Genomic DNA, 18,811 nt, shown 5'->3' with positions numbered 1-18,811 from the left:
TAACTTAACATTGTCTTACTACTTTTGTACCATATTTTACAGTCAGCATGAATAACATTTTCAAGTTCTTTACACCAAAAGACAAAAAGTTCCAACCCCTTTTTGAACAAGCAGGAAATAATGTTTTAAAAATTTCTGAAGCTCTTTTTCTAGCATTAAGCACTAAGGATCTGGAAAAGAGAAAAGAATACATCAAGGAAATTGAACGTTTAGAACACGTTGGAGATGATATCACGCATTCTATCTTTCTGGAACTGAGCAAAAACTTTATTACTCCATTCGACAGGGAGGATATCCATGCTCTCGCAAGTGCAGTTGATGATATTGCAGATTACATTCATGCCTCAGCAACAAATATTGAATTATACAACATCAAGAATATTGGTGATGCAATGATCAAACTTGCAGAGCTTCTGGTAGAGATGTGTACGGATTTGGACAAAGCGATCAGGGAACTGAGAAGCTTCAAAAATATCCGTGTAATCGCAGATGCATGTGTACGTATCAACAGCGGTGAAAATCAGGCAGACTACGTATGTAACCTGGCTATAGCAAGATTATTTGAATTTGAAACCAATGCAATTGAACTGATTAAACAAAAAGAAGTTCTGCAAACACTGGAAATGGCAACGGATAAATGTGAAGATGCCGCGAATGTGTTGGAATCTATCCTGGTTAAGAACGCTTAAAAATAATAAAGATGGTAACTACCTTATTGGTTGTTGTAATAATTCTGGCTATTGGGTTTGACTATATCAATGGTTTTCATGATGCGGCCAACTCAATCGCTACGGTTGTATCTACTAAAGTCCTCACGCCTTTTCAGGCGGTATTATGGGCAGCACTGTTTAACTTTGCCGCTTATTTCTATTTTACTGATCATAAGGTTGCCAATACAATCGCCAAAACTGTTCTGGAAGAATATATCACTTTAGAGGTGATCCTTGCCGGACTTGTAGCTGCAATTGTGTGGAACCTCTTTACCTGGTGGTATGGTATACCATCAAGTTCATCACATACACTTTTAGGTGGTTTTGCTGGGGCAGGTATGGCCAAAGCGGCGTCTATGGGCGCCAGTGCAATGGCAGCTATTAATTTTACGCCCATCCTTAAAGTAATCGCTTTTATTGTTCTTGCCCCGGTTATAGGTATGTTCATTTCAGTGATCATCTCCATTATTCTGTTACATCTCGCAAAAAATGCACGGCCATCTGTCGCAGAATGGTGGTTTAAGAAACTACAGTTAATATCATCTGCAGCCTTAAGTTTTACCCATGGAGGTAATGATGCGCAAAAAGTGATGGGTATCATCTATGTTTCAATGGTTGCTGCCAATGTACTGCAAACAGGTGATGCAATGCCGGAATGGATTCCTATTTCGTGTTATGCAGCAATTTCTCTGGGTACCATGAGCGGTGGATGGAAGATTGTAAAGACCATGGGTTCCAAGATTACTAAGGTGAATGCTTTCGAGGGAGTAGCAGCAGAAACAGCCGGTGCGGTGACACTTGGTTTAACGGAGCATTTTGGTATTCCGGTATCTACGACACACACCATCACAGGATCTATTGTTGGTGTGGGATTACTGAAAAGGGTATCAGCAGTAAGGTGGGGTGTAACGGTGAACCTGCTTTGGGCATGGGTTTTAACGATCCCCGTTTCGGCTACTCTAGCAGCAGTCATCTTCAGCCTGATACATTTGATTTTCTCTTAGTATTTGAATAAAGAATTTACCACAGATGCCGGAACTGGATTTCCGGCATTTTTTTTTAAAAAAGGATTTGGATTTAGAAGGCTATTGTATAACTTATTCTAGCCCCGGTAGCTTTTGGCTGCTCCCACTTTGGTCCTTCTTTGATCAGACGTATAGCTTCATCGGCATATTCTTTTACTGCACCTTTCTCTACTTTAATATCTGAAGGGCTACCTTCAGCATCAATCATAAAGCTAAGCTCTACAAACTTGCCGGCACTACCTTCCTGCGCGAGTTTATTATGATCAGAAATATAGCTGTTGAGATTGGCCCATCCTCCTACCGGAGCTGCAGCTGCGGGCAGAACTGAAGCTATTCTCGCAGTTGCTTTACTGGCAGCCACCTGACTTTCTATGGCTGCAGTATCCTGTTTCATCGCCTGAATATCAGCAGAGGTCACCGCAGCCTGTACAGGCTGATTTTCCGCTTGTCTTCTGGGACTAATCTGGCCAACGCCTACAGGGTTTATCTTTGCTTCCGGAGTGGCAGTAGCTACAGGAATGTTTATGGCTGAATCTACAGCAGCCACTGTAGGTGCAATATTTACTTCGATATTTTTGGGGCGATTTTTAATTTTCGTTAGTTCCTCCTGCCGTCCCTGCTCACGCATAAAGAAGATAATGCTGACAGAGATAAACATCACTGCGGCAGCAGCGGCAATGCTAAGGCGCTGCCAGGTATATACGCTTTCTTTCTTTACGACCTGTTGCTGACCTATACGTTCATAGAGTTGCTTTTGCAGCAGCGATACATTTTGCGAGGCTCGCTTAGGCGATTCAGCCAATCCGGCAAGTGCCTGCGCAACAAACGGATCTTCAAGCGCCTGCTTTTCTATCCGGTGCATAGCTTTGCTGTCAAGCTTACCATCCAGGTAATCTTCCAGTAATTCTATATCTAACCAATCGTTATTCACTGCTGTTTTTCTCTATACAATTTTTTAAGTTACGCTTTCCGTTTTGAATATAACTCTTTACTTTGAGCATTTCATAACCCGTGATATCGGCAACTTCCTTATAACATTTTTCCTGCAGATAAAATAGGTCTACACTAATTTTCTGCTCTTCAGGAAGCGTATCCATGCATTTCTCCATAATGGTTAGCTGCGTCTCTTTTGTATCTTCGATATCAAGATGCACAAAATCGGCATTTTCCACAAATACATCTTCGATAGATACCGTATCCTGTTTTGCCAGCTTACGAAGTGCCATCAGACAATGGTTCCTGGTGAGCACATGTAACCAGCTTTTAAAGTTTTTCACTTCATGCAAACGCAGCTTCAGCACCAGTTCCTCAAAGATCTGCATCACAGCATCTTTACTGGCTTCCTCATCTTTGAAATAGGAAAGGCATACCCCATAGACCAGGGGCATATACCTGCTATACAAGACACCAAGCAGCTCCAGGCTCCCTGTACTCTTGTACTGAGCAAGAAGCACCGCATCATCCTGGTCCTTCATTCCGGCTGTATTCTTTATAAACTTCAAAGTATAGATGGAGGAAAATTCTTTTCAAGTATAAAAATATTTTTTGACTCATTTGCGTAAATTCTGAAAGTTCGTACAAATGGCCAGAGATTTGCTTACTATTGGATATATTAACTATCAGGAATGAATCATATAAAATCTCTGGCTATTACTTTATCTGCCATCATCTTAATGAGTTACAATGTTCAGGGCCAGTCGAAATTAGGCGACCTGATCAAAAAGGTAACCACTACAAAAAAAGAGCCGGGAAAAACTACGACAACTACTACTACCACCACCACAACCGCAGCTAAACCTACCACATCAGAAATTGGAACGGGGATCAAGGAAGCGCTGGAAGTAGGAATATCCCGCGGAGCGGATCTGCTCTCTGCAAAAGATGGATACCTGGGCAACATGGCTGTAAAGATTCTGTTCCCACCAGAAGCGCAAAAAGTTGAAAAAACACTGCGCAGCCTGGGACTCGGTTCACTGGCAGACAACGTGATTACCAGCTTAAACCGCGCAGCAGAAGATGCGGCGAAGGAAGCCAAACCTATCTTTGTATCAGCGATTAAACAAATGACGGTGACAGACGCGACCAACATCCTCCTGGGCAAACAGAATTCTGCTACGGAATATTTCAAAAAAGCCACTACAGCGCAGCTGATGGAGAAATTTAAGCCTGTGATTGCTTCAAGCCTGGATAAAGTTGGCGCTACAAAATATTGGAGCACTGCAACCGGACAATACAACAAACTGCCAATGGTAGCCGCAGTAAATACCGATCTTTCTGGCTATGCGACACAAAAAGCTATTGATGGAATGTTTATTCAGGTAGCCCAGGAAGAATTGACGATCAGGAATAACATTGGAGCCCGTTCCTCTACTTTACTGCAAAAGGTGTTTGGTTATGCTGATCAATTAAAATAGCCAAAAAAACAATTACTCATAAAAAAAAGCTACTTTTATAGAGAACAATTACGAATAACATACAAGTATATTGGATTTTAAAGATTTTAATTTTAACCCCGATCTTTTAGAGGGTTTATTAGCGATGGGTTTCAGAAATGCAACTCCGATACAACAGGAAGCAATTCCACTCATCCTTGCGAAAAAAGACTTAATAGCGTGTGCTCAAACTGGTACTGGTAAAACAGGAGCCTATCTGCTGCCGGTCATGAATATGATCAGCCATACAGAGAACCGCCATAATAATACGCTTATTCTTGCCCCTACACGTGAGCTTGCCCAACAGATAGACCTACAGGTTGAGGCCTTGTCGTATTTCACCAATATCAGTTCATTGACTGTTTATGGTGGTGGTGACGGCATTGCATATGAACAACAGAAACGCAGTATGCGTGAAGGTGTAGATATTATTATCGCCACACCAGGCAGGCTCATCTCGCACCTTTCTTCGGGCCTTCTGAAGCTGGATCAGCTACAGCACCTGATACTGGATGAGGCAGACAGGATGTTGGATATGGGTTTTTATGATGATATCATGCGTATTGTGAGCTTTCTTCCTGAAAAACGGCAGACGGTACTTTTTTCAGCGACTATGCCTCCAAAAATCAGGAAACTCGCGGGCAACTTGCTTCACAACCCTGAACAGATCAGCATTGCGATTTCAAAACCCGCAGCGGGAATCAACCAGCAGGCTTATCTGGTACATGATGCGCAAAAGGTAAAGCTGCTGACGGAACTGATGAAAAATGTGGAATACCCAAGTATCCTCATTTTTGCTTCTACAAAGGATAAAGTTAAAAACCTGGGAAAGGTTTTTCGCGGATTGGGTTTCAAAGCCCAGGCTTTTCACTCTGATCTGGACCAGAAGGAACGTGAGGCGATCCTGTCAGAGTTTAAGAATAAGCGCGTACCGGTGCTGATCGGAACAGATGTATTATCCAGGGGTATCGATGTGGAAGGTATTACGCTGGTCATCAACTTTGATGTGCCACATGATCCCGAAGATTATATCCATAGGATAGGGCGTACTGCCAGAGCTGCAACAACTGGAACAGCGATTACTTTAGTGAATGATAAAGACAAACGTAAGTTTGCCAACATAGAAAAACTGATCGACAAAACGATCACCAGAATGCCTTTGCCAGAACATCTTGGCGAAGCACCTGCAGAGGGAGAAATTCCATCTACCGGCGACCGCAAGCCACAACAAAGAAAGCCTCAGCGCAAATTCTGGAAGAAGAAACCCAAGACTGCCGGCAGCGCGCCGAAGTCTGAATAACACTGAACAGGAGTAACAAATTTGCTCCTGTTTTTTTATCTTTACTGTTATGCAAAACCTACCTCCATTAGCAGAACGTATGCGTCCGCACAATCTGGATGAGTATGTTGGCCAGAAACACCTGGTAGGGCCAGACGCGGTTTTGCGCAAGGCCATACAAAGCGGTCAGCTGCCATCTATGATCTTCTGGGGTCCTCCGGGAGTCGGTAAAACTACTTTGGCTTATATTATATCACAGGCCTTAGACCGCCCATTTTTTAATTTAAGCGCCATTAATTCCGGCGTAAAAGATATTCGTGAAGTAATTGATAAGGCAGCATTGCTGAAAGATAGCCTGATGGGTTTACCTATTCTGTTTATTGATGAGATCCACCGTTTCAGCAAATCACAGCAGGATAGCCTGCTGGGTGCTGTGGAGCGAGGTTTGGTAACGCTGATCGGTGCCACTACAGAAAATCCTTCCTTTGAGGTGATCTCCGCTCTCCTCTCCCGTTGTCAGGTATATATCCTGAAATCATTGGATGAAGCTGAACTTTCTGGTCTGCTGCAAACGGCAATACGGGAAGACGTGATACTGAAAGAAAAACAGATCAGCATCAAGGAGCACGAAGCACTGATCCGTTTATCCGGAGGTGATGCCAGGAAATTATTGAATGTACTGGAAATTGCCATAAACGGAATAGGTGGCAAGAGCATTGTACTGACAAACGAGAATGTACTGGAACATGCACAGCAGAATCTGGCTCTATATGACAAAGCCGGTGAACAGCATTATGATATTATTTCTGCCTTTATCAAATCCATCAGGGGCAGTGATCCCAATGCCGCAGTATACTGGCTGGCCAGAATGATTGAAGGCGGTGAAGATCCGTTGTTTATCGCACGCCGCTTGCTCATACTTGCCTCCGAAGATATCGGCAATGCCAACCCTAATGCATTGCTGCTGGCCAACAATTGCTTTCAGGCAGTAAATGTAATTGGTTACCCTGAAGCAAGGATTATTCTTTCGCAGGCCGTAACCTATATGGCTTCTTCAGTAAAGAGCAATGCCTCCTACGAAGCAATCAACCATGCACAGCAACTGGTGAAACAGACCGGAAACCTGCCTGTGCCGCTGCACATCAGGAATGCCCCGACCAAACTGATGAAGAACATTGGTTATGGAAAGGACTATAAATATTCACATGGTTATGAAGGGAATTTTGCTGCTCAGGAATATCTGCCCGACCTGATCAGTGGCACCAAACTCTATGATCCGGGGAAAAATCCTGCGGAAGATAAACTGCGGGAAAAACTGAGGCAGAACTGGAAAGACAAATATAATTACTAAGTATGTTCTCGACCTTTTTACGACACCAGTGGACTGCTTTCTGGCGATCCAGAAATAAAGGGGCAACTATTGCTGCGCAGGTGATTATGGGCATTTTTGCCTTATATCTGCTTGGGGTATGTCTTCTGGTGGGTTTCGTAATGGAAGACCTTATCTATAAATTCATGCCCGATAAGGATGTATTTATGGTATTCAATGGGATGATCCTGTATTACTTTGCTGTAGATTTTATTGCGAGACTACAGATACAGGAATTACCTACACTATCAATTGTACCTTATCTGCACCTGAATATCCCAAAAAGGAAACTGGTCAGCTTCCTGCAGTTTCGCTCTCTGCTGTCGGTACTCAATATCTTTCCGCTAATTATCTTTTTTCCTTTCTGCTTCCGCAACGTATGGCCTGAATATGGAGGCTTTGCCTGTACTACTTATCTGGTTGTAATTTTTTCACTGGTGATCTTTAATAATTATGCTGCCCTTTATTTTAAAAGGGTTTCTGCAGAAAACATAAAGATAGTCATCCCGGCAATTCTGGTTGTAGCTGCGCTGGCAGGACTTGAATACCTGCAGCTGTTTTCCATTGCCTCATTTTCAGATATGTTGTTTAGCTATATTGCCGTTTATCCACCTGTTGGGCTGATCTTTCCGGTTTTAGCAGTCGTTATTTTTCTGCTCAACGACAGGTATCTGAAGAATAACCTTTATGTAGAAGACCTGACTGCAGGTGAAGAGAAGAAATCAAGCACAGACTATCCTTTTCTTGATCGCTTTGGTGCAGCAGGAACCTTAGCCGCCCTGGAGATCAAACTTATCCTGCGCAACAGACGCCCGAAGGCCACAGTAACCAAGGCTTTACTATTGCTTTTCTATGGTTTTCTGTTTTACAACAGGAAGGTTCTGGAAAACAACGACTTTGCAAAGATGCTGTTCGCAGCAGTGTTTATGACAGGAAATACCATTCTGATATACGGACAATTTATGTTTGGCTGGCAGGCTGCAGAGTTTGACGGCATGCTGGCCAATAAGGTAAACATAAGAGATTTTTTCCGCGCGAAATTTATCCTTCTCACCATATCAGCATCTTTGTTAACGGTGCTCACTACTTTTTACAGCTTTCTCAGCTGGAAAATACTGGCGGTACATTTTGCTGCTTATCTCTACAACATTGGCGTGAGCAACATTCTTGTTTTATACTTTGCAACAAGAAATTATAAATATATCGATATCAGCAAGGGTGCAAAATTCAGCTGGGAAGGTGTCAGTGCTTCCACGATGTTGCTTTCGCTGCCGGTGCTTTTATCACCGTATATCATTTATTTTCCACTCTCAATCATCAACCCATACATTGGCTTGATTGGAATTGCTATTCCTGGTATCGCCGGGCTGTTCAGCCGCCGCTACTGGATTAATTTTCTGGTGCGGGAATTTGAGAAAAGAAAGCATAAAATCGCCGCTGGCTTCAGAGAAAGATCATGATTATAGAAATAAACAAGCTTACCAAAACATATGCCGGCCGCAAGGTGACGGACATAGAAAAGCTGACCATCAATACTGGTGAAACAGTTGGAGTAATCGGCAATAATGGCGCAGGAAAGACTACTTTGTTCAGGATGCTCCTTGACCTGATCAGGCCGGACTCGGGAGAAATTGTATCTAAGGGCGTTAATGTAGCAGAGAATGACCATTGGAAAAACTATACGGCATCTTACCTGGATGAAGGCTATTTAATCGATTACTTAACTCCTGAGGAATATTTCATATTCATTGGCGGGTTGCAGAAGATGAGCGTTAGACAAGTTATGGATTACCTTCAATCCTATGAAGAATTTTTTAATGGTGAAATCCTGGACAGGGGCAAATACATCAGGGATTTCTCGAAAGGGAATCAGAACAAGATAGGTATCACCGCAGCGCTGATGCAGCAACCGGAACTGCTGGTACTGGATGAGCCTTTCGCTAATCTTGATCCTACAACTCAAATCAGGCTGAAAGCACATCTGAAATCATTGAAATCCGGCAATCTGACTACAATGATTTCCAGTCATGACCTCAATCACGTTACTGATGTATGCGACAGGATCATCCTTTTTGAAAAGGGGCGGGTGATCAAGGATATCTACACCAATGAAAATACGCTGGAAGAGCTGGAAGCATATTTTTCGCAATAATGTACAGAATTGTAGTCAGCCGCAAAAGGGAGCATGACAATTGGACAGGAAATGAAATGTAATATACTTGTCTTTATCTAATAAATTCAACAAAACTTTAAGTTGGCATTACCTTTGTTTTAGAGCTATTGATTAACAAAAAGATTATGAATATGACTACTTCAAGATTTAAAATAGCAACATTCAGTATAGCTTTAGCAATAACTGCAATGGGATTTCAAGGCTGCGACAGTTTAACAAAAACTCAAAAAGGAGCTGGTATTGGAGCTGCTGCAGGTGGTGTACTGGGTGCTATTATTGGAAAAAAAGCCGGTAATACTGCTGTTGGAGCAATTATCGGTGGAGCAGTTGGTGGTACAGCTGGTGGATTTATCGGTAAACGTATGGATAAACAAGCTGCCGAAATTCAGAATACAATCCCTAATGCAGAGGTAGTACGTGAAGGTGAAGGGATTATTGTAAAATTTGACAGTGGTATTCTGTTTGACTTTGACAGTGCGAACTTAAAAGCACAGGCTAAGGACAACGTAAAATCTTTGGCTAATTCAATCAATGAATATCCAAACACAGAAATCAGGGTGATTGGTCATACAGACAATAAGGGAGCAGAAAATTACAACCTGAGCTTATCAGAGAAAAGAGCTGCGGCAGTAAAAGCCTATGCTGTTGCACAAGGTGTACCTGCATCACGTTTGAGTACATTGGGCAAAGGTTTCTCAGAGCCTATCGCAGACAATACTACTGAAGCAGGAAGAGCTGCCAACCGTAGGGTTGAAGTGGTGATTACTGCAAATGAGCAACTGAAAAAAGAAGCTGCTGCACAGGCAAACTAATCTATCTGTCAGCCATGAAATAGAAAAACCCGGGAGAGATTCTTCCGGGTTTTTTGTTGATATACGGTTTTATTCGTAGATGTCTTCGAAATAAGAGATGGCAAGAGACTTTAATAGTAGTTCCTGTTCCATCATTGCGAATGAGGGAACGGGTTTTACTAATTTCCAGTGCGGCCATCCATCCTGGTCTAGTCCTTCCAGCTCATAAAAGCCCATCTCGCTCAGCAAACGGCAGGTTGCAATATGCATTAATTCTTCTTTCTGACGCTTACTGTACTTGCCCGGCCCCTTGCCTAATTCCTGAACACCTATCAAAAATAACATAACCTTCAGATCAGGTAGATCTGAGTCGAATTCCTGAGCAATCTTTTGCTGCAGAACTTTCCATTTTGCGTTTATTTCTGCTGGCTTCATATGCAAAGATAAAATTAATAGAAAGGTTTATGACAATATAATTAATACTTAAGTTTTGAGATTTGTTACTTTTAAGCCATAAAACTAAACGCATGAGTACAATAATATCAACAGGGCTTTTGGCCTACGGCATGTCCGGCAAATTATTTCAGGGTCCTTTTATAGAAGCACACCCAGGCTTCAAACTATATGCTGTGACCGAACGCAATGAAAAGAAAGCGGAGAAAGACTTTCCGGGTATCATCAGTTATGACAGTATTGACGAGCTGATTGCTGATGAGAATATTGACCTCGTAGTAGTTAATACGCCCAATTTCCTGCATTATGAACATTCAAAAAAAGCCCTGGAGGCTGGAAAGCATATCCTTGTTGAAAAACCCTTTGCAGCAAATACCGCAGAAGCCAATGAGATATTTGAACTGGCAGACAAACTTGGGAAAAAGGTATTCGTTTTCCAAAGCCGCAGATGGGATAGTGATTTTAACTCAGTAAAAGATATTGTTGAAAGCGGTAAGTTGGGTAAGTTATCTGAAGTACATTTCAGATACGACCGCTACAAAGCAGGGATAGGTGTGAAAAGCTTTAAAGAAGAGCTTGTAGCTGCTACCGGACTTCAGTATGATCTTGGTCCTCATTTGCTGGATCAGGTGATCAGCCTGTTTGGCAAGCCGGATTCTTTTCACAAAATTCTTGGAAAAAACAGGGCAGGAACTAAAGTGGACGACTACTTTTCTATCCACCTGAGTTATCCCAACAGCGTAAATGTATTTGTACACGCCAGCATGCTGGTAGTAGATGCACTGCCTTCATTTGTGCTGCATGGTGAAAAAGGAAGCTTTATCAAAGAACGTGCTGACATCCAGGAGGAGCAGCTACTAAAAGGTATTAAGCCAGGTGAGCCTGGTTTTGGAGTAGAACCAAGAGGAAAGGAAGGACGATTAACTCTGATTGATCAAAATGCTGAAAAGACTCAGGAACTGATCACGGCTGACAGTGCAACTTATCTTTCCCTTTTTGAGGATGTATATCAATCAATTGTTAACGGCACGGAATTTCCTGTTACCCGCGAACAGGTGTTGACACAACTTGAGATATTACAGGCATAATTAGCCCTCTTGTATAAATAAGCATCAGCAGCGGTTGTGTCGCTGCTGATGCTCTGATTAAAGACTGCCTAAGAGTGCTTCAATAAACTTTTTGGGTACTTCCATATGTGGGATATGCCCGCATCCCTCAAACTCTATTAGCCTGGCTTTAGGAATACGAGCTGCAGTTTGTTTTCCTAGGTTTTTATACTGCCCGTGAAGAGCCTGCTGTTCTGGACTAAGTAATCCTTTACCTACAATAGTTCTGTCCTCTTTACCAATAAAAAGAACAGTGGGAACACTGATGTTAGGAAATTCATGTAACACAGGCTGTTCATAGATCATGCTAAAGGTCATTGCAGCAACTTTGGCATATCGTGGAAAGTCCGCACTGCCAGTAACTCCTGCACCTATCCTCACGAGTTCATCATACTCAGGCTTCCATGAGGTAAAGTAAGAAGTTTGATAGTATTTTTTGACACTTTCAGCAGTGGCTTTCAATTCGGTTTTATATTGTTCTTCTGTGGTTATATAAGGTACAAACTGACGGTAATCTTCCAAACCTATAGGATTTTCAAGCAATAGCTTTTCTGTAAGCTTAGGGTACATGAGGGCAAATCTTGTGGCCAGCATCCCTCCCATAGAATGACCAAGAATATTTGCCTTTTGAATACCAAGGGTATCTAACAAGGTTTTATTCCAGCGGGCCAGCTGATGAAAGCTGTAATGGATATATGCTTTGGAAGATTTACCAAATCCGATCTGATCGGGAACTATTATCCTGAAGCCTTTTTCTGTTAAAGCTTTGATTACGTTTGTCCAGTAATATCCGCCGAAATTTTTACCATGAAAAAGCACTACTGTCCTGCCATTTGCATTTTGCGCAGGTAATATATCCATATAGGCCATGCGTATGTCCTGCCCCTCGGTATGGATGGGAAGAAATTTTACAGGGTATGGATATCTGACATTCTCAAGGGTAACCGACAGGGTATCCATTTTTTGAGAAAATGCAGGTACTGAGATACAAATTAACAGCAAGAATGATAGTAGGATGCTTCTGAACATATGGTTTATTTTATTCTCTTCAAACAGGCATAGGTGGCTTAAAGTTTTATTGTTTAAGCGTGAAGGGAATATTTACACCGAATGTAATGTTCCGGCCCATATTATAAATACCCAGTGTTGGATCCTCATCGCTCAGTCTTCCTGGTTTAAATCGGCTCAAATGATCATAATAAGCTTTGTTCAGCAGGTTTTTACCCGCAGCGTACACAGTAATCACCTGATTTTTGCTCAGCTTCAGCGTGGTTCCGATAGCGGCATTTAACAGGGTATAACCAGAAGTAGGTTGTTCAAAACTATCAATCTTACTTTGTCTCCAGAAGTTATCAATCCCAACAGAAATATACGAGTGTGAAGTTCCCGCGATCTTTGGTTCAAAACGTAGTTCATTACGCAAGGTAGCTGCCGGGGTAAATGGAAGTGATTCCTTTGTTGTGCGGTTAGTTGCCCTGGTGTACGAGAAACTATTCTCGAAGTGTATCAGGCTCACCGGATGCAGGGTCAGGCTGGCTTCTATTCCGCGCAGAAATGCATCGTCCTGCACAAAGTTGTAAACGGGAAAATCCCTTCCATCTACATCAATGTTTTGTCCGCTGGTACAGTAGTAGATATAGTTATTAATGATATTTGCAAAGGCACCTACACTGGTACTGATGTATTGATTCTGATAGTCAAAAGATGCATCAGCCTGGTAACTTTGCTCAGGTTTGAGATCTGGATTACCTACTTCATAGCGGAATGCTCCTTCATGTACTCCATTGGCAGAAAGCTCTGCAATGTTTGGAGCCCTGAACGCACTTCCTGCATTGGCTTTGAAACTAAAGGCATCATTAAATTCATGCGTATAACCCAAAGCTCCGGTAACATGTGAGAATTTGTTGCTAAAAGCACTGAACTGAGAATCTCCATCAAAAGCTTTACCTGTCATTTTTCTCCAGTCGAAGCGGATACCGGCGTTGAAAGTATCATTGTCCCAGGTCTTTTTCACATATGCGAAACCACCAAAGGCCTGAGAATCGTAATCTGGGATCAGCTGTTCGGCGCCCGTAGTATTGACACTGTGCATAAACTCACCCGAAGCACCCAGGACAGAAGCCCATCCGTTGAAGTCCTTAAATGAATATTTGAGATCGTAGCTGTAGGTATGGCTGTTGAGAAACAAGGCAAGCCCATCGTTTCCGGCACCTTCCAGCTCCCTTCGTAAGTTATGCTGATAACCCAATGTCGCTTTTAAGCTTCCTTCTCCCAAAAGTATATTACTATTGAGTGCGATTTTGTAGTGGCGGACATCCTGTTTTGGATAAGCTAAAGTTCTGTCTTTGTTCTGTGCATCAGAAAAGGTATTTCCTTCGTCATCGACCAACTGACCTGCATCATTTCTTACCGGTTCATAGAAACCTATATTTGTGCGGAAACTGGAAGCGTCCAGATGCGCATAACCCCATTTTTTATTGAGGCCGATCTGACCTTCAAAGTTTGTTTCATTAAATCCTGAATTCGGAACATATTCAGTAGGAGTTTTATAGGAATATGCGTTTTTATAGGTTCCACGGACTTTATACACGAAGCCATTCTCATTTCCCTGCAGCATAAGTGAATTTCCTGTCAGTCCGTTGTTGGTTGCATAATTAGTAAGAAGCTCCCCCCTTAAGGTACCATCTGGTGCAGGCAGGCCATCAAGTATATTGATCACCCCACCCAGGGCGTCAGAACCATACATTAAGCTGGCAGGGCCTTTAAGTACCTCTACATGGTCGGCACTATACTGATCGATCTCAATGCCGTGCTCATCACCCCATTGTTGTCCCTGCTGTTTTACACCATCGCTTACTGTAACCACACGGTTATAGCTTAAACCACGGATTACCGGTTTTGAAATACCCGGCCCAGTTGTTACCTGGGCAACACCCGGAACGCGGGAGATTGCATCAATTAAGTTTGTTGAAGGATGGTATAACAGATCGGCTTTGCTTACTGCTGATACTGAAGTGCTGTTCTTGCGGTTATCGGAGCTTGAAGCAGAGCCTGTAATCACGACTTCGCGGCCCTCAATCACGCTGGCCTGTAAGGCAAAGCTGAGCTCTCCTGCTTTGGCAAGATCTACAGTCTGTGTGATGGTCTTGTAACCAATATAGCTAACCTGAACCAGAAAACGTCCGCGTGCAGGAATATTTTTAATTACAAATTCACCATTCTGATCAGTTATTGCCGAACTGCGCAGATCCGGTATAGATATGGCAGCACCCGGTAAAGGTGCCTGTGTTTGGGCATCTGTAATTTTGCCACTGAACTCAGTCTGTGCGGCAGCAGATGTAATATTAGAAGTAATAGCGGAAAGTAGAACTGCTAAAAATAGAAGTATCTTGTTCATAAGATTATAATTTTCGCCAATGGCCCGCAATGCTGTTAACTTAAAGCAATTGCAAAATCCTATTAGCACATGATTTCATTTGTGTATTAGTTACTGAAAGACAGATAGCTGTCCATCAGACACCTGTGTACTAATTGACACAGGCCTTTAGAATTTCTGGGTTTGAAATCAGGCAACTGGAGGGCCGCGGAGAGAAGTACCTATCAGCTCAGTATAACTTGCCTGAAGCAAAACATAAGTTTTGATCATAGCAACGCTGTGAGACTTCATCTCAAAGGAATGGGTAACTGTAAGATAATCTTTTTCGAAATGCGCAGAACAGACCAGACAGTTATGTGTCTGATTACCAATATGCGCCCTGTGCATACACATCTTAGCATATTTCACACAGCCGGTCTGCTCCTCTTCATGGTGGTGAAGAGTACTCCATGGGGTTAATGCGATGGCAAATACCAAAAGCATTAAAACCGCAAAGGCCCGGTGCATATGTAAGCGTTTCTTTTTCAATTGATCTGTAAAAGTAAACAAATAAGGCTTAAACGTGTAATTACAAAGTAACAAAGCGTTTATAATACTTCAAAAAGTATGAATACCCTGTAATAATGTACTTATGGCATAGTAACTGTACGTATTTTAGGGGAAATTCTTTTAAAAACACGAATCACATGGCAACAGCACAGCAAATAAAAACAGGCTATATCGATTACGTTCTTACACATGACGAGCAACCTAAATCTGTTTACAGTTTTGTGAAAAAGCTGAAGATCACAGAATCTGAATTTTACCAGTTTTATGCCTCTTTTGAAAGCATTGAGAAGCTCATCTGGGCAGACCTCACCGTTGATACGATTGATACGATACAACAGCAGGAAGTATGGGCACAGTACTCATCACGGGACAGGGTGCTTTCGTTCTTTTACAGCTATGTAGAGGTGCTCAAAAAGCAACGTAGCTTTATTGTGTATAGCCTGAAAAAGCATGGAGCTAAGTTCGCTACGCCTCCCGTATTATCTGGAGTAAAACCCATATTTGAAAACTTTGCTGAAGAACTGATTAATGAGGGAGTGGAAAGTGGAGAGCTGGCCGACCGTAAGTTCCTGACCAAAAGATATAAAGATGCCCTTTGGATACAATATGCCTTTATAGTAAACTTTTGGGTAAATGATGATAGTACCGGTTTTGAGAAAACCGATGAAGCTATAGAAAAAGGGATCAACGTTACCTTCGACCTGTTTCAGCGCTCGCCGCTGGACAACCTGTTTGAGTACGGAAAATTCCTCTCAAGAAACAGCAGGTTTACAGAAAAAATGAAAAAATAATCATGGACGAACAGAACAGTATCCCTGTCACCAAAGTTGAGCGGTCTGCCAAATTTGTAAAAACTGGTTTTCAGATTGGCGGAAACTATATCAAACATTATTCTAAAAAGCTGTTTAACCCTGAATTGGGCAGGGATGAGCTAAACGAGGATAACGCTACAGACATTTACAAATCATTAAGTGAACTGAAAGGAAGTGCTTTGAAGATTGCACAGATGCTCAGTATGGATAAGAATATTCTTCCCAAATCTTACGTTGATAAGTTCACACAATCGCAATATAATGCTCCTCCGCTATCAGGACCACTGATAATACGGACTTTTACCAAAAACTTTGGTAAAACGCCCGAAGTGATCTATGATAAATTCAATATTGTTTCATCCAATGCAGCTTCTATTGGACAGGTGCATCAGGCAGAACTGAATGGCAGGAAACTAGCCGTAAAGATTCAGTATCCAGGTGTGGGCGACAGTATTTCTTCTGACCTTAAACTGGTCAAACCTTTTGCCTTCCGTTTGCTGGGTATGAGCGAAAAGGAACTGAATATCTATATCAAAGAAGTGGAGGAAAGATTGCTGGAGGAAACAGACTACGAACTGGAAGTGCGCCGTTCCATAGAAATCACAGAAGCCTGTAAGGTGATTGACAATATCGTTTTTCCAACATATTACCCTGAACTATCGGGCAAGCGGATAATTACAATGGACTGGATTGAAGGTCTTCATCTCAAAGAATTTCTGCAAAAAAACCCTTCTCAGGAGCTGCGCAATAAAATTGGGCAGGCATTATGGGACTTCTATAATTTCCAGCAGCATGAACTGAGAGCGGTACACGCTGACCCTCATCCGGGTAATTTTATGATCACCCCCGATGAGAAACTGGGAGTAATCGATTTTGGCTGTATAAAGGAAATGCCGGATGATTTTTATGTGCCGTTCTTTTCACTTATTTCCTCGGACGTAGTAAAGGATAAGGAAAAGACCATTGCAGCTTTCAGAAAACTGGAGATGATACACACCGACGATACATCGGCGCAGATAGAGTTTTATTATAAGGCCTACTTGGAAATGATCCAGCTTTTTGCCAGGCCATACCTTAGTGCTACGTTTGACTTTAGTGAGCCTGAGTTTTTTGCTCAATTGTACGCATTTGGTGAAAAAATTGCTAAGATGCCGGAGTTTAAACAGGCGCGTGGTGTCAAACATTTCATCTACGTAAACAGGACAAACTTTGGCTTATATACTATATTGCAGGAATTAAAAGCGACGATACATACGGATACTTATAAACCCCATATAGGATGAAAATCCTGTTAACCGGCGCGAACGGCTATATCGGAACTCGTCTGTTACCCGTTCTTCTTGAACAGGGACATGATGTTGTTTGTATGGTACGGGACAAACGTCGTTTTGCGGAGGAGTCAGATTTTGGAAATAGGGTCAGCATAATCACTGGAGACCTATTGAAACCTGAGACATTAGAGAATATTCCCGAAGATATTGACGCAACCTATTACCTGGTGCATTCGATGTCGTCCGGAGGAACTCAGTTCTCCAGGCAGGAGTTTGAATCAGCAATGAATTTTGTGAAAGCTATCAGAAATACTTCCTGTAAACAGATTATTTACCTGACGGGGATTGTTAATGATGCAGATCTATCAAGGCATCTCAGTTCCAGGTTAGCCGTAGAAAATGAGTTAAAGAAATCAGGAATTGCCTATACGATCTTACGTGCCGCAATCATCATTGGCTCCGGAAGCGCTTCCTTTGAAATCATACGTGACCTGACAGAGAAGCTGCCGGTGATGATTGCTCCTAAATGGGTAAATACCCATTGCCAGCCAATTGGTATCCGGGATGTTTTGAGCTATCTGGGTGGTATCCTGATGAACGAAAAAGCATTCAACCAGACTTTCGACATCGGAGGACCGGACATTCTCACTTATAAAGAAATGATGCTCGGCTATGCACGCTCACGGAACTTAAAACGCTGGATTGTTACCATACCGCTGCTAACCCCACGATTATCATCTCTGTGGCTAAACCTGGTCACAAGCGTGCCGTATTCCCTGGCCCGCAGCCTGGTAGATAGCATGAAAAATGAAGTGATCTGCAAAGACAAAAAAATCAAGACGGTAGTTCCGAGAGAATGTTTCAGCTACATGAAGACGCTGAAGCTGGCTTTTGAAAAGATTGAACAGCACTCTATTGTTTCCAGCTGGAAGGATGCGCTCAACCGGGGATATCTGGACAGTTCATTTATGGATCAGGTAAAAGTTCCGCAGAAAGGAACCCTGGAATACAAAGTAAAAATGCCCTTTAAGGGACCTGCAGAAGAAGTATTTGAAAACATATGGGGAATCGGAGGCAACAGGGGCTGGTATTATCTGGACTGGCTATGGAGTTTGAGAGGATTTTTGGATAAGCTGTTTGGAGGAGTAGGTGCACGCCGAGGACGTACCAGCAATGTATCTCTCAAGGCTGGCGATGTGTTGGATTTCTGGAGGGTTCTCCTGGCGGATAAAAAGAACACAAGATTACTGCTGTATGCAGAGATGAAAGTACCGGGAGAGGCCTGGCTGGAGTTCAAAATCGTTAATTATCATGGTAAATCTCACCTGTCACAGATCGCAACATTCAGACCTTCTGGTTTATGGGGAAGGCTGTACTGGTACTCCATGTATCCTTTCCACCTGATTCTTTTCAAAGGCATGGCGAAAAAGATAACTACTTACAGGCCAAAATAAAAGGAGTATAG

At 42.5% G+C, this 18,811-nt stretch carries 18 protein-coding genes; 12 read left to right on the top strand and 6 right to left on the bottom strand.

Going from position 1 to position 18,811, the window contains the following annotated elements; translation table 11 throughout:
* The first annotated feature begins 47 nt into the window (after positions 1 to 47).
* Both OQY15_RS06325 and OQY15_RS06320 read left to right on the top strand, forming a co-directional pair.
* Positions 48 to 689, top strand: a complete 642-nt coding sequence (locus OQY15_RS06325) for a DUF47 family protein (protein WP_142529290.1) — start codon at positions 48 to 50, stop codon at positions 687 to 689.
* 11 nt (positions 690 to 700) lie between these two features.
* Complete coding sequence (locus tag OQY15_RS06320; protein WP_265789104.1) at positions 701 to 1,714, top strand: inorganic phosphate transporter; 1,014 nt, start codon at positions 701 to 703, stop codon at positions 1,712 to 1,714.
* A gap of 73 nt (positions 1,715 to 1,787) precedes the next feature.
* On the opposite strand, the gene OQY15_RS06315 is transcribed toward OQY15_RS06320, so the two are convergent.
* Positions 1,788 to 2,666, bottom strand: a complete 879-nt coding sequence (locus tag OQY15_RS06315; protein ID WP_265789102.1) for a hypothetical protein — start codon at positions 2,664 to 2,666, stop codon at positions 1,788 to 1,790.
* Entirely contained in the window at positions 2,659 to 3,237 is a 579-nt protein-coding gene (locus OQY15_RS06310) for a sigma-70 family RNA polymerase sigma factor (protein ID WP_265789100.1), read from the bottom strand. Before OQY15_RS06310 ends, OQY15_RS06315 begins: the two co-directional genes overlap by 8 nt.
* A 123-nt stretch (positions 3,238 to 3,360) precedes the next feature.
* On the opposite strand from OQY15_RS06310, the gene OQY15_RS06305 reads away from it, so the two are divergent.
* The 6 genes from OQY15_RS06305 to OQY15_RS06280 all read left to right on the top strand — a co-directional run bounded on the left by OQY15_RS06305 (position 3,361) and on the right by OQY15_RS06280 (position 9,800).
* Positions 3,361 to 4,149, top strand: a complete 789-nt coding sequence (locus OQY15_RS06305) for a DUF4197 domain-containing protein (RefSeq protein WP_265789098.1) — start codon at positions 3,361 to 3,363, stop codon at positions 4,147 to 4,149.
* A 70-nt stretch (positions 4,150 to 4,219) separates the two neighbouring features.
* Positions 4,220 to 5,467, top strand: coding sequence for a DEAD/DEAH box helicase (locus OQY15_RS06300; RefSeq protein ID WP_265789096.1), 1,248 nt, complete (start codon positions 4,220 to 4,222; stop codon positions 5,465 to 5,467).
* Positions 5,468 to 5,516: 49 nt separating this feature from the next.
* Positions 5,517 to 6,797 carry a replication-associated recombination protein A gene (locus tag OQY15_RS06295; RefSeq protein ID WP_265789094.1) on the top strand — a complete coding sequence of 427 codons (1,281 nt, stop codon included), beginning with the start codon at positions 5,517 to 5,519 and terminating at the stop codon, positions 6,795 to 6,797.
* Positions 6,798 to 6,799: 2 nt separating this feature from the next.
* The gene (locus OQY15_RS06290) at positions 6,800 to 8,275 is read left to right on the top strand and encodes a DUF5687 family protein (protein ID WP_265789092.1); all 1,476 of its coding nucleotides are present in this window, start codon (positions 6,800 to 6,802) and stop codon (positions 8,273 to 8,275) included.
* Positions 8,272 to 8,967, top strand: coding sequence for an ABC transporter ATP-binding protein (locus OQY15_RS06285; protein ID WP_265789090.1), 696 nt, complete (start codon positions 8,272 to 8,274; stop codon positions 8,965 to 8,967). Before OQY15_RS06290 ends, OQY15_RS06285 begins: the two co-directional genes overlap by 4 nt.
* 152 nt (positions 8,968 to 9,119) lie before the next feature.
* Entirely contained in the window at positions 9,120 to 9,800 is a 681-nt protein-coding gene (locus OQY15_RS06280) for an OmpA family protein (RefSeq protein WP_265789088.1), read from the top strand.
* A 69-nt stretch (positions 9,801 to 9,869) separates the two neighbouring features.
* On the opposite strand, the gene OQY15_RS06275 is transcribed toward OQY15_RS06280, so the two are convergent.
* Positions 9,870 to 10,214 carry a hypothetical protein gene (locus OQY15_RS06275; protein WP_265789086.1) on the bottom strand — a complete coding sequence of 115 codons (345 nt, stop codon included), beginning with the start codon at positions 10,212 to 10,214 and terminating at the stop codon, positions 9,870 to 9,872.
* Between the two features lie 92 nt (positions 10,215 to 10,306).
* Here OQY15_RS06275 and OQY15_RS06270 point away from each other — a divergent pair, with 92 nt between their 5' ends.
* Complete coding sequence (locus tag OQY15_RS06270; RefSeq protein ID WP_265789084.1) at positions 10,307 to 11,320, top strand: Gfo/Idh/MocA family oxidoreductase; 1,014 nt, start codon at positions 10,307 to 10,309, stop codon at positions 11,318 to 11,320.
* Between the two features lie 57 nt (positions 11,321 to 11,377).
* Here OQY15_RS06270 and OQY15_RS06265 read toward each other — a convergent pair whose 3' ends face one another.
* The 3 genes from OQY15_RS06265 to OQY15_RS06255 all read right to left on the bottom strand — a co-directional run bounded on the left by OQY15_RS06265 (position 11,378) and on the right by OQY15_RS06255 (position 15,242).
* Positions 11,378 to 12,367 (bottom strand): alpha/beta hydrolase, encoded by a 990-nt coding sequence (locus OQY15_RS06265; RefSeq protein WP_265789076.1) that lies wholly within the window; start codon positions 12,365 to 12,367, stop codon positions 11,378 to 11,380.
* A gap of 46 nt (positions 12,368 to 12,413) precedes the next feature.
* On the bottom strand, positions 12,414 to 14,735 hold the full coding sequence (locus OQY15_RS06260) for a TonB-dependent receptor (protein WP_265789074.1): 2,322 nt from the start codon (positions 14,733 to 14,735) through the stop codon (positions 12,414 to 12,416).
* Between the two features lie 168 nt (positions 14,736 to 14,903).
* Complete coding sequence (locus tag OQY15_RS06255) at positions 14,904 to 15,242, bottom strand: hypothetical protein (protein ID WP_265789072.1); 339 nt, start codon at positions 15,240 to 15,242, stop codon at positions 14,904 to 14,906.
* Between the two features lie 158 nt (positions 15,243 to 15,400).
* Here OQY15_RS06255 and OQY15_RS06250 point away from each other — a divergent pair, with 158 nt between their 5' ends.
* From OQY15_RS06250 to OQY15_RS06240, 3 genes are read left to right on the top strand one after another with little or no spacing between them, the layout of a single operon-like run.
* Complete coding sequence (locus OQY15_RS06250; RefSeq protein ID WP_265789070.1) at positions 15,401 to 16,054, top strand: TetR family transcriptional regulator C-terminal domain-containing protein; 654 nt, start codon at positions 15,401 to 15,403, stop codon at positions 16,052 to 16,054.
* Between the two features lie 2 nt (positions 16,055 to 16,056).
* Entirely contained in the window at positions 16,057 to 17,358 is a 1,302-nt protein-coding gene (locus OQY15_RS06245; protein ID WP_265789068.1) for an AarF/ABC1/UbiB kinase family protein, read from the top strand.
* The gene (locus OQY15_RS06240) at positions 17,355 to 18,800 is read left to right on the top strand and encodes an SDR family oxidoreductase (RefSeq protein WP_265789066.1); all 1,446 of its coding nucleotides are present in this window, start codon (positions 17,355 to 17,357) and stop codon (positions 18,798 to 18,800) included. Before OQY15_RS06245 ends, OQY15_RS06240 begins: the two co-directional genes overlap by 4 nt.
* Positions 18,801 to 18,811: the final 11 nt, after the last annotated feature.

It is taken from the genome of Pedobacter sp. MC2016-15 (genome assembly GCF_026239695.1).
Taxonomy (GTDB): domain Bacteria; phylum Bacteroidota; class Bacteroidia; order Sphingobacteriales; family Sphingobacteriaceae; genus Pedobacter.
The sequence above is the reverse complement of the archived record's forward strand: the minus strand, read 5'-3'. Positions and strand labels throughout refer to the sequence as shown.

Coding starts and splice junctions, on each gene's coding strand:
- OQY15_RS06325 (WP_142529290.1), top strand. CDS start 48: ATGAATAACATTTTCAAGTTCTTTACACCAAAAGACAAAAAGTTCCAA.
- OQY15_RS06320 (WP_265789104.1), top strand. CDS start 701: ATGGTAACTACCTTATTGGTTGTTGTAATAATTCTGGCTATTGGGTTT.
- OQY15_RS06305 (WP_265789098.1), top strand. CDS start 3,361: ATGAATCATATAAAATCTCTGGCTATTACTTTATCTGCCATCATCTTA.
- OQY15_RS06295 (WP_265789094.1), top strand. CDS start 5,517: ATGCAAAACCTACCTCCATTAGCAGAACGTATGCGTCCGCACAATCTG.
- OQY15_RS06290 (WP_265789092.1), top strand. CDS start 6,800: ATGTTCTCGACCTTTTTACGACACCAGTGGACTGCTTTCTGGCGATCC.
- OQY15_RS06285 (WP_265789090.1), top strand. CDS start 8,272: ATGATTATAGAAATAAACAAGCTTACCAAAACATATGCCGGCCGCAAG.
- OQY15_RS06280 (WP_265789088.1), top strand. CDS start 9,120: ATGACTACTTCAAGATTTAAAATAGCAACATTCAGTATAGCTTTAGCA.
- OQY15_RS06275 (WP_265789086.1), bottom strand. CDS start 10,214: ATGAAGCCAGCAGAAATAAACGCAAAATGGAAAGTTCTGCAGCAAAAG.
- OQY15_RS06270 (WP_265789084.1), top strand. CDS start 10,307: ATGAGTACAATAATATCAACAGGGCTTTTGGCCTACGGCATGTCCGGC.
- OQY15_RS06265 (WP_265789076.1), bottom strand. CDS start 12,367: ATGTTCAGAAGCATCCTACTATCATTCTTGCTGTTAATTTGTATCTCA.
- OQY15_RS06260 (WP_265789074.1), bottom strand. CDS start 14,735: ATGAACAAGATACTTCTATTTTTAGCAGTTCTACTTTCCGCTATTACT.
- OQY15_RS06250 (WP_265789070.1), top strand. CDS start 15,401: ATGGCAACAGCACAGCAAATAAAAACAGGCTATATCGATTACGTTCTT.
- OQY15_RS06245 (WP_265789068.1), top strand. CDS start 16,057: ATGGACGAACAGAACAGTATCCCTGTCACCAAAGTTGAGCGGTCTGCC.
- OQY15_RS06240 (WP_265789066.1), top strand. CDS start 17,355: ATGAAAATCCTGTTAACCGGCGCGAACGGCTATATCGGAACTCGTCTG.